The sequence below is a fragment of the Streptosporangium sp. H13245 genome (assembly GCF_055690525.1).
In genome coordinates this window covers 24016-36919 of record NZ_JBSZKT010000056.1, presented here as the reverse complement: position 1 = coordinate 36919, position 12904 = coordinate 24016, and the positions used below count along the sequence as shown (strand labels likewise).

12 protein-coding genes are annotated in these 12904 nt (G+C 70.0%); 9 read left to right on the top strand and 3 right to left on the bottom strand.

From position 1 onward, the window contains the following. The first annotated feature begins 400 nt into the window (after nucleotides 1-400). Nucleotides 401-826 (top strand): VOC family protein, encoded by a 426-nt coding sequence (locus ACW9TB_RS37875; protein ID WP_472752944.1) that lies wholly within the window; start codon nucleotides 401-403, stop codon nucleotides 824-826. A gap of 63 nt (nucleotides 827-889) precedes the next feature. Here ACW9TB_RS37875 and ACW9TB_RS37870 read toward each other — a convergent pair whose 3' ends face one another. Continuing rightward, nucleotides 890-1627 carry a TetR/AcrR family transcriptional regulator gene (locus tag ACW9TB_RS37870; RefSeq protein WP_472752943.1) on the bottom strand — a complete coding sequence of 246 codons (738 nt, stop codon included), beginning with the start codon at nucleotides 1625-1627 and terminating at the stop codon, nucleotides 890-892. A gap of 93 nt (nucleotides 1628-1720) precedes the next feature. On the opposite strand from ACW9TB_RS37870, the gene ACW9TB_RS37865 reads away from it, so the two are divergent. The 3 genes from ACW9TB_RS37865 to rox all read left to right on the top strand — a co-directional run bounded on the left by ACW9TB_RS37865 (nucleotide 1721) and on the right by rox (nucleotide 6395). Next, nucleotides 1721-2788 (top strand): amidohydrolase family protein, encoded by a 1068-nt coding sequence (locus ACW9TB_RS37865; protein WP_472752942.1) that lies wholly within the window; start codon nucleotides 1721-1723, stop codon nucleotides 2786-2788. 411 nt (nucleotides 2789-3199) lie between these two features. After that, nucleotides 3200-4561: a hypothetical protein gene (locus tag ACW9TB_RS37860; RefSeq protein ID WP_472752941.1), complete on the top strand. Its 1362-nt coding sequence runs from the start codon at nucleotides 3200-3202 to the stop codon at nucleotides 4559-4561. Nucleotides 4562-4847: 286 nt separating this feature from the next. Further along, nucleotides 4848-6395: a rifampin monooxygenase gene (gene rox / locus ACW9TB_RS37855; protein ID WP_472752940.1), complete on the top strand. Its 1548-nt coding sequence runs from the start codon at nucleotides 4848-4850 to the stop codon at nucleotides 6393-6395. Nucleotides 6396-6513: 118 nt separating this feature from the next. Here the strand turns inward: rox and ACW9TB_RS37850 are convergent, their stop codons facing one another. Then, entirely contained in the window at nucleotides 6514-7074 is a 561-nt protein-coding gene (locus ACW9TB_RS37850; RefSeq protein ID WP_472752939.1) for a MarR family winged helix-turn-helix transcriptional regulator, read from the bottom strand. On the opposite strand from ACW9TB_RS37850, the gene ACW9TB_RS37845 reads away from it, so the two are divergent. Together ACW9TB_RS37845 and ACW9TB_RS37840 are read left to right on the top strand one after the other, a co-directional pair. Beyond that, nucleotides 7054-7680 carry a cupin domain-containing protein gene (locus ACW9TB_RS37845; protein ID WP_472752938.1) on the top strand — a complete coding sequence of 209 codons (627 nt, stop codon included), beginning with the start codon at nucleotides 7054-7056 and terminating at the stop codon, nucleotides 7678-7680. The genes ACW9TB_RS37850 and ACW9TB_RS37845 overlap by 21 nt on opposite strands. Nucleotides 7681-7722: 42 nt before the next feature. Next, nucleotides 7723-8271, top strand: a complete 549-nt coding sequence (locus ACW9TB_RS37840; RefSeq protein WP_472752937.1) for a dihydrofolate reductase family protein — start codon at nucleotides 7723-7725, stop codon at nucleotides 8269-8271. Nucleotides 8272-8436: 165 nt separating this feature from the next. Here the strand turns inward: ACW9TB_RS37840 and ACW9TB_RS37835 are convergent, their stop codons facing one another. Then, complete coding sequence (locus ACW9TB_RS37835) at nucleotides 8437-9360, bottom strand: LysR family transcriptional regulator (RefSeq protein ID WP_472752936.1); 924 nt, start codon at nucleotides 9358-9360, stop codon at nucleotides 8437-8439. Between the two features lie 95 nt (nucleotides 9361-9455). Between ACW9TB_RS37835 and ACW9TB_RS37830 the strand changes: the two genes are divergently transcribed. The 3 genes from ACW9TB_RS37830 (at nucleotide 9456) to ACW9TB_RS37820 (ending at nucleotide 12886) form a co-directional block, all read left to right on the top strand. Then, the gene (locus tag ACW9TB_RS37830) at nucleotides 9456-10307 is read left to right on the top strand and encodes an alpha/beta hydrolase (RefSeq protein ID WP_472752935.1); all 852 of its coding nucleotides are present in this window, start codon (nucleotides 9456-9458) and stop codon (nucleotides 10305-10307) included. 236 nt (nucleotides 10308-10543) lie between these two features. Beyond that, nucleotides 10544-11284, top strand: a complete 741-nt coding sequence (locus ACW9TB_RS37825; protein ID WP_472752934.1) for a class I SAM-dependent methyltransferase — start codon at nucleotides 10544-10546, stop codon at nucleotides 11282-11284. 333 nt (nucleotides 11285-11617) lie between these two features. Then, nucleotides 11618-12886 carry an MFS transporter gene (locus tag ACW9TB_RS37820; RefSeq protein ID WP_472752933.1) on the top strand — a complete coding sequence of 423 codons (1269 nt, stop codon included), beginning with the start codon at nucleotides 11618-11620 and terminating at the stop codon, nucleotides 12884-12886. The last annotated feature ends 18 nt before the right edge of the window (nucleotides 12887-12904 follow it).

Here is a 12904-nt window from a genome sequence, read left to right as displayed (position 1 = left end):
CGTCGGGCCGACGCCCTAAGGAAAGCGCCTCACCCCGCCCGCGGTCTGTGCAGAAATGCCCGCCCGCTACCGGCCCAAATACCTACGAGACGAAGGCGGCACAGTGTCGGTCATCGACCCGTCACGTCCGGCTCGCGATGCCAGAGACGAGCCGGGCGGCGGTGCGCGGGCATGGGCGAGCCGATTCGGGGGACGGAGATCCCGTTCCGCCAGGCGGGGCACACCGAGGGGCCAGCTCACACGCGGTCGTGAGCGGGTCCCCGCCCTGTTCCACGCCGCCCGCGTCACTAGTGGGTCGCTGTGGCGGATGTCGAGAACGGCCTGGCGGCTTCGTCCCAGGGGCGGACACGGCCGCCGTGGCCGTGCCATACCAGGGAGGCCCAGCATGACGATCCAGCGGATGGACAACGTCCTCATCGTTGTCGACGACCTTGACGCCGTTGTTTCGTTCTTCGTCGAACTCGGCATGGAGCTGGAGGGCAGGGCGCCGATCGAGGGACGTTGGGTGGAGCGTGTCATCGGGATCGACGACGTCCGGCAGGAGGTCGCGATGCTGCGGACTCCGGACGGCCACGGCCGGGTCGAGCTGGCGATGTTCCACACGCCGAAGGCGATCAGCACCGAGCCGAAGGACGCACCGGCGAACACACTGGGCATTCGTCGCATCATGTTCGCCGTCGACGACATCGAGGACGTCGTCGCCCGCCTGCGTACCCACGGAGCCGAACTCGTCGGCGAGCTGGCGCGCTACGAGGACAGCTACCGGCTCTGCTACGTCCGCGGCCCCGAGGGGATCATCGTCGGCCTGGCCCAACAGCTCGGCTGAGGGCCGATCCAATGAGGCCGCGGACCACACGGCCCCGTTGCTCTGACGTGCGGGAACGGTGTCTCAGCCGTCGGCGGCGAGGCGGTCCAGCCACTCCGTCAGCAGGCGCTGTTCCGCGCCGCTGAGGGTCGTCTGTTCGGGCAGCGCGGCACGCAGGGCGCGGGCCGCGCCTGCCGGGCCCGAGTCCCGTACGGCGGGCTCCCGGTTGGTCACGGCGGCGATCATGGATTCCCGGAGAGTGGTCAGCAGGGCCGGGTCGCGCCGGTCTTCCGGCAGGGTCAGCCAGGTGAGCACGGCACCGCGCGCGGTGGCGTGGATGAGTGTGACCGCGAGCTCCTCGTCGACGCGGAGCCAGCCGCCGACGGCGAGGCGCCGGATGCGGCCCATCAGGGTCTCCATGCCGACCTTGAAAGCGGCCGACGTCTCTTTCGTGGGCTCGCTGTACATCAGCGTGTACAGCTCGGGATTGGCCAGGCCGAACTCGACCGCCAGGTCCCAGCCGGCCCTCAGGTCCTCGACGGGGTGCCCCGGGTCGGGGGCGATGTGCTTGGTCCTGAGAAAGCTGGCGAAGCCGTACTCGGCCACCGCGTCGAGCAGCCCGTCCTTGTCGCCGAAGAGGCGGTAGATGGCCGGTGGCTGCACTCCCGCCGCGACCGCGACCGCGCGAGTGGTGACCGCGTCGCGGCCCTCGCCCGCCAGCAGACCGGCGGCGGCCTCGACGATCCGCTGCCGGAGCCGCTCGCGGCCCAGGGCCGCGCTGTCGGATTCGACGGCGTCCCCGCCGGGTGAGCTCGATGTCATTTTCCAACGATACCGTACCTGTGTTTCCACTGATAGTTCCAGTGATACGGTAGTAGCGATTCCAATGGAAACAGCAGGGTGAAGGGGTACGAGATGCCGGACAAGATGAAGATCGTGGCACTTGAGGAACACATCGCCCCGCCCGCGCTGCTCGACGCGTGGGCCAGGGCGGGCGTGCCGCGAATCCCGCAGCTCGGCTTCGGCGACGAGCCCTTCGCGCGGCGGCTGCGGGACTTCGGGGAGGCGCGTCTCGCCGACATGGACGACCAGGGCATCGACGTCGCGGTCCTGTCCCTGGCCTCACCGGGCGTGCACAACCTCGCGCCCGAGGACGCCGTCAGCGTGGCCCGCGAGGTCAACGACACGCTGGCCGAGATCGTCGCCGGGCGGCCCGACCGGTTCCAGGCCTTCGCCGCCATCCCCACCGCGGCGCCCGAGGCCGCCGCGGCCGAACTGGAACGCGCGGTGACCCGGCTCGGCCTCCCCGGCGCGATGCTGTACGGACGCACGGGGGACAAACTGGCCGACGCCCCGGAGTTCGACGACCTGTACGCCACGGCCGAGCGCCTCCGGGTGCCATTGCACTTCCATCCCCAGACTCCGGTCCCCGAGGTTCTCAAGGCCTACTACTCGGGCTTCGACGACGGAGCCGGGCTGGCACGCAGCACCGGGATGGGGCTCGCGACGGCGGGCCTGGGCTGGTACTACGACCTGGGTGTCCAGTATCTACGGATGATCTTCTCCGGCGTTTTCGACCGGCACCCCGGACTACAGGTGATCGCGGGACACTGGGGCGAGGTCGTCCTGTTCTACCTCGACCACACCGGGGTCATGGCGCACAACGCCAGGCTGGAGCGCCCGCTCGCCGACTACTTCACGCGGAACTTCTGGGTCTGCGGCAGCGGCACGGTCAGCGAGCGCTACATGAGGTGGACGTCGGAGGTCGTCGGAACCGAGCGCATGATGTACTCAACCGACTACCCCTACACCTTCGGGACCCGGCCCGGCGGATTCCCCTTCCTCGACACCTCCAACGGGGTCGCCCGCTCGTTCCTCGAACAGGCACCCTTCACCCACGAGGAAAAGGTGGCGATCGGGTCCGGCAACTGGGAGAACCTGACCGGGCACATCACCGCGCGGCGCGAACACGACCCGGCCTGACACTCCGCCTCACCCTGCCGCAGGCTGGTTGCCTCGTACGGTGTCGAGCCGGTACGACCCGCGGGCCAGGGGGCGAGGTACCAGCGCCGGCCGCTGCCAACCCCGCGTGCGCGTGGCACCGGGTTTGCGTCGGGGCCGCCGACCCGTAGGCCTTTTTGCGCGGCGTGGCTTCGGTTCTCATGGGGTCAGGTGCGCCGACATCAAGGAGCTCGCATGGGAACGAATAAAAAAGGATCGATACGTCGAAAAAAGAGCGATTCGCCGCCACCTGCCGACCTTGACGACACCTCCGGGCGCGAGCCCGTTCAGGACGTCGGCGGCGACAACCCGGAGGACAAGGGAGACAGGGGTGATGGCGGCACGCGATCACGAGACGACCCGTCGACGAGTGACCGCGAGGGGCAGGAGGAGTTGCGGTGGACCAGGCGCCAGTCCATCGGCGAGTTCGGCGGGCACCTGACCTCCGCCGTACAGCCGTCGGCGGTCAGGCTCGGCTGGCGCCCGGCGCGGGGAAAGGTGACCTACTGGACCACGGACGGCTCCGGCACGGCAGGAGAGAAGAAGGAGTCCCTGACCGGAACGCCGCGCGTGATGTACACCCCTGTCCGTGACCGGCAAACGCGCGCCGACGGCCAGTTGCTGGTCTACGCCGAATCCGCGTACGGGGCGGACCCGCCGATCCTCGTCCGCCGCGCGGATCTGGCCGACAACGACTACCAGGAGACGGTCACGGAGATCGAGGACCTCGTCCAGCAGGGCGAGGCCGATCTTCAGGAGTTCTGGCTCGGCAAGCGCCGGGAACTGGACGCGATGACCGAGATCACGCTTGCGCAGCCGGTGTCGGGCTTGAAGTTGAGCGCGTTCGATTCGGCACGGGTGACAGACGACTCCCTCGTCACCGTCCCCGCCGGGACCTACACCCTGCCGGGGACCCACTCGTCGACGCTCGGGTTCTCCGGCCAGCTGGCGCCGTTCAGCGCGATCGTCGAGGTGGACGCCGAGGGCGGCAGGCAGGCTGTGCTGGTCCCGGGTGAACTCGTCTGGGGCTCCGACCGCTCGCATGCCGACAGGGCGCTGGAGCAGGGTGTCGCTCAGGAGATCACCGCCGAGAGGATCATGGAGGTTCTGATCGGCGACGACTACTTCGCACGTTACCTGGCGGACCGCAGGCTGACGGGCGACCAGCTGCACTACGTCACCTCCGAGGAGATGGGCGCGGTCTTCGTCCTCGACAGGATGCCGGGCGAGGCGGAGGAGATCGAAACCGCGCGGACGGCCAATGAGATCCTGTTCAACGCCGGTCTCGGCACGCCCGGCCTCTCGGTCGACGGTCACATCTTCATCCAGCGGGACCAGCTCGGCACCGGTACGGAGTACCACGAGGCCATCCACTGGTTCTCCGACCCGACGGTGGGGCAGGTCCTCGGCCACTGGTTCAACGAGGGACTCACCGAGTACCTGACCCGCTACCCGGTGGCCGCGCTCGGCGGGGAGGCCGTCCGCAGCGAGGACCAGTACGGCCCGCAACGCCAGGCGATCGAGAAGCTCGTGGGGTACGCGGGGATAAGCGACGAGCAGCTGTGCGAAGCGTACTTCAAGGGCGACATCCAGCCGCTCTACGACGCGGTCGCGGCGGCCACCGAGGGCACCTTCAGCCTCGACGCCTTCGCGACCTGCCTCGATCCGGCACGGGCCATCGAGGCGCTGCGGCATTTCGACCGGGTCTTCGCGGTCGCCGACGAGGCGCGGGAGCACGAGGCCGACGCCGAATGACGCGGGCCCCGGGTGGGGTACACGACGACGGCCCTTCGCTCACCGGGTAACCCCGGACCGTGACCGTACGGGCCCGTTTGAAGTCGTGATCACGTGGCTGGAAAAGGAATGGACGGGATGACGCTCGGGCTTGTAGCTTGCGGTTGACCGTGACACCGCCCGAGGAGGTGAGACCCATGAACGCTGCATCGATGTGGGTGCTCCCCCTCGCCGTCATGGTCGGGCGATTGACGTAGGTGTCGCCGGGAGCGCCTCAACCACAAGGCACTCCCGAAAGGCAACACCTATGCACTCTCAGCAGGTCACCGCCGAGCCGCCGTCGGACGACAGGGGCGAGCACGACTCCGCGGCGGGCGACGTCCCCGGAGCTCTCCGGTCGCCGGTCTCCGGCGCCGATCGCGCGCCTCTCGTCTTCGATGTGATCATCGCCGGGTGCGGGCCGACCGGCGCGATGCTCGCCGCCGAACTACGGCTGCACGATGTACGGGTGCTCATCCTGGAGAAGGAAACCGAGCCCGCGTCGTTCATCCGCATAGTCGGCCTGCACATTCGCAGTCTCGAACTGATGGCGATGCGCGGGCTGCTGGACCGCGTTCTCCGGCACGGAAGACAGCGTCCGGCCGCCGGTTTCTTCGCCGCCATCCCCAAACCCGTGCCCAGGGGCCTGGATTCCGCGTACGCCTATCTGCTGGGTATCCCGCAGCCGGTCATCGAGCGCATGCTCGAAGAGCACGCGCTCGAGCTGGGTGCGGAGGTACGGCGCGGTCGCGCGGTCACCGGTTTCGAGCAGGACGACGAGGGGGTGACCGTCGAGCTGTCCGACGGGGAACGACTGCGGTCGCGCTACCTCGTCGGCTGTGACGGCGCGCGCAGCACGGTGCGCAAACTGCTCGGCGTCGGCTTCCCCGGCGAGCCCTCACGGGCCGACACGCTCATGGGCGAGATGAAAGTGGGGGTGCCGCAGGAGGAGATCGCCGCCAAGGTGGCCGAAGTCGGCGAGACCCATCGGCGATTCTGGCTCCGGCCCTTCGGCGAAGGGTTCTACAGCGTCCTGGTCCCCGCCTCGGGAGTCGGCGACCGCGCGGAACCGCCCACCCTCGACGATTTCAAACAGGGGTTGCGCACCATCGCCGGAACCGATTTCGGCGTGCACTCCCCGCGCTGGCTGTCCCGCTTCGGGGATGCCACCCGGCTGGCCGAACGCTATCGGGTCGGGCGGGTGCTGCTGGCCGGCGACGCGGCGCACATCCATCCGCCCATCGGCGGGCAGGGTCTCAACCTGGGCGTTCAGGACGCGTTCAACCTCGGCTGGAAACTGGCCGCGCAGATCCTCGGCTGGGCGCCGGAAACGCTGCTGGACACCTACCAGGCCGAACGCCGTCCGGTCGCCGAGGAGGTGCTGGACAACACCCGCGCCCAGTCGGAGCTGCTGTCCGCCGAACCGGGTCCGCGGGCCGTGCGCAGGCTGCTCACCGAACTGATGGACTTCGACGAGGTGAACCGCCACCTGATCGAGAAGATCACCGCGATCGGCATCCGCTACGACTTCGGCGAGGGCCCCGACCTGCTCGGCCGCCGCATGCGCGACATCGACGTGAAGCAGGGCCACCTCTACGATCTGCTGCGTCGCGGCCGGGGCCTGCTGCTGGACCGCACCGAACGCCTGACCGTCGGCGGCTGGTCCGGCCGGGTCGACCACCTCGCGGATCCCACCGCGGCGCTGGATGTTCCGTGCGTCCTGCTGCGTCCCGACGGCCACGTCGCCTGGATCGGCGACGACCAGCAGGACCTGGACGACCACCTCTCCCGCTGGTTCGGCACGCCCACCGGCTGATCTCGCCTGAGCGGTGGTCGTCTCGTGTACACGTGGGATGCCACCGGAACACGGCGGACGCCTGAAACCCCGGGCCGGACCTGAACGCGGTTCGGGGTTTCCCGCTCGTTGCCGGGCCTCATCGGTCGGGGGTGGTCAGGTGGTGCAGGAGTTTGCGCGCCAGGGCGTCCAGGGTGGTCAGTTCCCGGGGGGTGAGGCCGGACAGCAGGGCGGTGACGTTGGCGGTGTGCCGCGTCATGGCGGCGTCGACGGTGGCGTAGCCCTGTTCGGTGAGGCGGATCTGGAAGCTGCGCCGGTCGGCGCGGTCCAGGGAGCGTTCGACCATTCCGGCGGACTCCAGCCGGTCCAGCCGGTTGGTCATCCCCGCCCGGGAGAGCATCAGCAGGTCGGACAGGCGTGAGGGGCTGAGGGTGTACGGAGCGCCCGAGCGGCGCAGCGCCGCCAGGACGTCGAACTCACCGCGTTGCAGGCCGACCTCGGTGAACACCTGCTCCTGGGCGGGGCCCAGGAGCAGGTTCACCCGGCCCAGCCGTCCGGCCACCGCGATCGCGGCGAGGTCCAGGTCCGGGCGTTCCCGCCGCCAGGAGGCGACCACCGCGTCCACCGCGTCCTGGGCGTCTTCCGGATCGTTCGCGCTCGTGCCGGGTGAGGTGTCGTCATGCTTGTTTGCGGCGCTCATACCCCCATTGTAGTTCGAGGTCAAATACAGGCGTCACCGTATAGTTTGACGGCGTACTATCAGACGTGTAATCATCTCCGGCATGAGCGAAACACACCCGCCGGGGACGCCTCCGGAGGAGCGGCCGGGGTTCGGCCCCCTGGTGATCCACCCGCGAGACGCGGAGATCCTCGGCGCCGGGCCGGACACCATCGCGCTGCTGGCCGACGCGTCGGCCACCGGTGGCCTGCTGGGAGTCAGCCGTACCACCCTGGGCGAGGCAGGGACGGCGCGACCCCGCACTACCACCGAGGCTCGGCCGAGTTGTTCTTCGTCCTGGACGGGCGGCTGCAGGTCCTGGCGGGCGAGGAGGTGGTGGAGGTCGAGACCGGCGGCATCCTCGTGGTCCCGCCGCACACCGTCCACGCCTTCGCGGCCGCTCCCGGGACAGGTGCCGACGCGCTGATCGTGATCACCCCGGGTGTGGAGCGATTCGCCTACTTCCGTCTGCTGGAAAGCGTCCGTCAGGGCCGCGCCGACCGCCAGAACCTGCTGGCGGCCCAGGAGCGCTTCGACACCCACTTCGTCGACAGCTCCCCCTGGCGCCGGACGCGCGCAGCCGCCTGACCGCACCCCCGCCCTTACCCGCACCCACTTTCAGGAGACATCATGCGAAAGATCATCGCTTCCACCTACACCACCCTCGACGGCTTCATCGACAACCCGCACGAGTGGTCCATGAGCCACAACAGCGAGGACGCCATGGCCTACGCCCTGGCCCTGACCACCGGCTGCGACGCGCTGCTGCTGGGCCGCACCACCTACGAGGGCATGGCTCAGGCCTGGCCGAACATGGGCGGCAACCCCTACTCCGACCACGTCAACGCCATGACCAAGTACGTGGTGACCTCCCAGCCGGTCGACACCGCCGCGTGGAACCCCACCGTCGTCGTCCCGGGCGATGACCTCACCACCGAGATCACCAAGATCAAGGAGCAGGACGGCGGCGACATCCTCATCTGGGGCAACGGCCGCCTCACCGACCACCTGGCCACGGCCGGGCTGCTCGACGAGTACCGGATCTGGATCTACCCCGTCCTCAAGGGCCAGGGCGAGCCGCTGTTCCGCCCCGAAAGCGTCACCGGCCTGAAGCTCGTCGACACCACCACCTTCACCTCCGGTGTCACGGTCCTCACCTACACGCCGATCTCTGGCTGAACACCGCGAGTGTTCGTCGCCGGGGGTCGCGATCTCCCGCCAGCGGCCCCCGGCCCCGCCGAAGCACCCGCGCCCGCCACGGTTCGTCCGGCGCCTCAGATCGCCGGTCCCGGATCGGCCCCCACCGGCGACCCAAGTCCGGTCCGGGTGTCGAGTGACCCCCGCCTACGCGGCCGGGCCGGAGCGCTTCAGGGCCGGCTCACCGGCCAGGCCGGACGCGGCCTCGACGGCGATCTCGATCGCTCGCGCCGCCAGGGGAGAGTGGGTGCGGCCGGCCCGCCAGTACAGGCGGACCTCGCGCGGGGGGATGGCCGGTCGCAGCTCGTGGACGCGGAGCCGGTCGTCGGACCCGGCGTCGGCGGCGTGGACGGCGAGCCACGGCAGCACCGCCGATCCCATCCCGGCTCGCACCATCGACAGCAGCGTCTCGTTGCCCGCCGTACGAAAGACGATCTTCGGGGTCACACCGGCGCGGGTGAACGCCTCCTCCACCCTGGGCTGGTCGCAGGTCGACGGCCAGGCCACCAGCGGCGCGCCGTCGAGCCGGTCCAGCGGGACAGAAGGCCCGGAGAAGGCGCCGCGCCCGGCCACCAGCAGGTACGGATCGTCGAGCAGCTTGACGTACTCGACGTCGCCGTCGAGGGGGCCGTCGTAGAACAGCAGGTCGAGATCGCCGATCTGCGGCGCCTCCGGCTCCTCCTCGGACAGCCGGATCTCGCAGCCGGGGTGCTCGTCGCGCAGCTGGCGTACGACGACCGGCAGGATCACCGTGGACACGCTCTGGAAAGTGCCGATGTCGATCCGGCCGTCACCGGCCCGGAACCGGTCCACGGCCCCGGCCAGGGCCGCCGCCTTCGCCAGCAGCTCGCGTCCGTGCTCCAGGACGACGGCGCCGAGCGGTGTGATCCTTACGGCTCTGGGCCCGCCCGGCCGGTCGAACACCGGGCCGCCGACGGACCTCTCCAGCGCGGCGATCTGCTGGCTCACGGTCGACTGGGTGTAGCCGAGGCGGGCCGCCGCCCGTCCGAACGAGCCCTCCTCGACGACGGCGGCCATCGCGGCCAGGTGCCTCAGTTCGAGATCGGTCACGGGTCCCAGCCTACTTCCGGTCATCGCTTCCAGCGATCGAGTTGATTCGAAACAATCGCTTTTCACGATGCTCGTTGGCTCCTAGCGTGGCCGACATGACAGTGACCACCGTCCCTGTCGCGGGCGTTCGGCTCGTGGCACCGGCCGCGGTGCTCGCGGTCACCGTCATGCGCTCCACGTTCCAACGATCAAGGGAGAGTCCGGTGAGCACGTTCGTGTTGATCCACGGCGGAGGGGACGTCGGATGGTCCTGGCACCTGGTGGAGGCCGAGCTACGGGCGCGCGGGCACGACGCGCTGGCTCCCGACCTTCCGGGTGGTGACGAGTCGAAGACCCTGACGGACTACGCCGACGCCGTGGTCGAGGCCGTCGGCGACAGGCGGGACCTGGTCGTCGTGGGCCACTCGTTCGGCGCGTTCACCGCCACGTTGGTCGCCGACCGGCTGCCCGTCGACGCGCTGGTCCTCCTGGCAGGCATGATCCCGTCACCGGGTGAGTCGCCGGACGAGTGGTGGGCGAACACCGGCTACCGCAGCGCGGTGGAGGAGCAGGCCGGGCGCGACGGCGGTTTGACCGGCAACGCGGATCCATTCGTGAGCTTCTACCACGACGTACCCCGGGAGCTGGCCGAGGAGGCGATGGGCAGGGAGAACGACCATCCGTCCAGGACCGCGACGTCCGCTCCGTGGCCGTTGGACGCGTGGCCGGACGTGCCGACGAGGTTCGTGCTCTGCGGCGAGGACCGCTTCTTCCCGCCCGGCTTCTTCCGTCGGCTGGTGCCCGAGCGCCTGGGCATCGTCCCCGACGAGATCGCGGGCGGCCACTGCGTCGCGCTCAGCCGCCCCAAAGAGGTGGCGGACATGCTGACCGGGCCCCTCTCTGGATCAGCCAGCGAAGGGCCCGGTAGCGCTTTGAGGCACCACGTCGGTATTGAGAGGATCCGGTGACGGTGATGTCCAATCAGCGGGATACCCGGACCGAGCCTGCCGAGGGCGGGCACGAAACCAGACAAACTGGCCTGTTCGACCTACACGGAGACCGCGTTCCCGGGCCACCGTACGGTGGTGGGCACGGAACCGGGCAGACCGGCCTGTTCGACCTACGCGGAGACCGCGTTCCCGGGCCACCGCACGGTGGTGGGCACGGGACCGGGCAGACCGGCCTGTTCGACTACGACGCGGAGTTGCGCCCGCACAACGAACTCTTCCGTGCCGCCGCCCGCGTCGGCCCGCGCGACCGCGTACTCGACATCGGCTGCGGGACGGGGCAGTCCACCCGCGAGGCCGCCCGCGCCGCCGTCGCCGGAAGCGCGGTGGGTGTCGACCTCTCCGCGCCGATGCTCGAACGGGCTCGTCGGCTCAGTGACGACCAGGGACTGTCCAACATCACCTACCAGCGGGCGGACGCTCAGGTGCACCGCTTCCCGGCGCCGCGTTTCGACCTCTGTATCAGCAGGTTCGGAGCGATGTTCTTCGCCGACCCGGTCGCCGCGTTCACCAATATCGGGCACGCCCTGCGTCCCGGAGCGCGCCTCGTGCTGCTGGTCTGGCAGGATCGCGACCGCAACGAGTGGGCCTCCGCGATCCGCCGGAGCCTCACCGCCGCGACGGCCGCGCCCGCCGGTGGTCCGGGCCCGTTCTCACTCGCCGATCCGGCCGTCGCGCAAGGCGTCCTGGCGGCGGCGGGTTTCACGCGGGTCGGCTTCACCGACGTGCACGAGCCCGTCTTCTACGGGCCCGACACCGCCACCGCCTTCGACAACGTGCTCCGCCTGCGGGAGTACGGGGACCTGCTCGCCACCCTCGACACCTCGAGCGCCGGGCGAGCACGCGGGCGGCTACGCGCCACCCTCGCCGCCCACGACACCGGCGACGGCGTGTACTTCGACTCGCGTGCCTGGATCATCACAGCCCGCCGTCACTGACCACCGCCCTCTCCCCCGATTTCGAAGAAGGCGATGATCGCGCTGCCGACCTGGCGTGGAGCGACCTTCACGGAATTACCGGAACCGGCGATCAGCGGCCGTCCCGAGAGCCCGGACAACCGCAGACCAGCTCCAGGTCCGCGGGATTTTCCTCGGTGGACACGACCGCCTTTGTCGCTTGACCCTTCGTACCTCCGCCGGGCCGTCCGGGGCGGCGGACGGAAATACTGAATTTCCCGTGAATTCTCCGGGCAGCCGCCTTCGGTCGTGAATACGGAAACAGCGGGAACGCGGCACTCCACGCTTTATGGCTCGACTTCTTATACCTATAAGATGCCCGGGTTCGTACGAGCGAGGAGAATAATGCGGCGTTATTATATTCCTGTCTGGTTAAAGCCTTCTTTGGCGTTCGCGGTCAATGGTGCACTGTATGGCAGTTTGCTCACTAGATATCCGGAAATCGCGGACCGGGTCGGGGCGAGTGAGGTCACGTTCGGGGTGGTGCTGTTCGCCGCGGCCCTCGGCGGGATGATCGGCTCGGTGGCCGCCCCGCTGCTGGTCAGGAGGTTCGGCGAGGTGGGGGCGACGGCGGCGGCCGGGTGCGGGTACGCCCTGCTGGCGACCTCGGTGGCCTGGGCGCCCGAGCTGGTCCTGCTCGGGACGGCGCTGTTCCTGATGGGGTTCGTCGACGGCGTTCACGACGTCTCCATGAACGCCTTCTCGGTACGCGTCCAGCAGAGCACCGAGACGTCCATCATGGGGCGGGTGCACGCGACGTGGTCGCTGTCCATGGCCGTGGCCGGTGTCCTGGGGGTCGCCGCGGCCGCCCTCAAGGTGCCGATCGGTGTCCACGTCGCCGTGGTCGCGTCGGCCGCGTTCGTCCTGCAGCTCACCGTGCTGACCGCCCGGTGGCGCCGGAGCGGGCCGGAGACGGCCGGTCCCGAGCCGGACACCGGAACGCGCGTCCCGGACCGGAGGCGCCTGCGCTCCGTCCTGCTGGTGCTGGGGGTGGCCGCCCTCGCCGTCAGCTACGTCGAGGGCCCCGGCCAGGAGTGGACGGGCCTGCTCCTCAGCCGGGGATTCCAGGCGGAGACCGGGGTCGCGGCGGCGGGGACGCTGGCGTTCACGGTCGGCGTGGTGGCGTCCCGGCTGGTCCTCGACACGGTCAGCGAGCGGGTCGGCGTCGTGGTCGTGGGCGCCGTCTCCAGCGCGACGATCACCCTGGCCATGCTCGCCGGACTGCTGACCTCCGTCGCCGGGGGGCCGGTGTGGTGGGCGCTCGCCGCCATCGCCCTCGCCGGTCTGGGCGCCGGGCCGGTCTTCCCGCTGCTCTACGGGGCGGCCGACCAGATGTCGGTACGGCACGGTATCGCCCCCGCGACGACGGCCTCCATCGTCTCCACCCTGGCGAGGGTCGGGACGATCAGCGCGCCGATCGTCGTGGGTCCCCTCACCGAGACCTTCGGGCTGCCCATGGTCTTCGTGGTCATCGCGGCCGGTGGCGGCCTGCTGCTGTTCTCCCTGCCGCGAGCCCTCCGGGCGAACGGTGCCCGCCCGGACGACCGGCCCGGCGAGCGTGGGGTGACGGTCCACCAGACCTGAGGCAGCGGTACCGGCCGC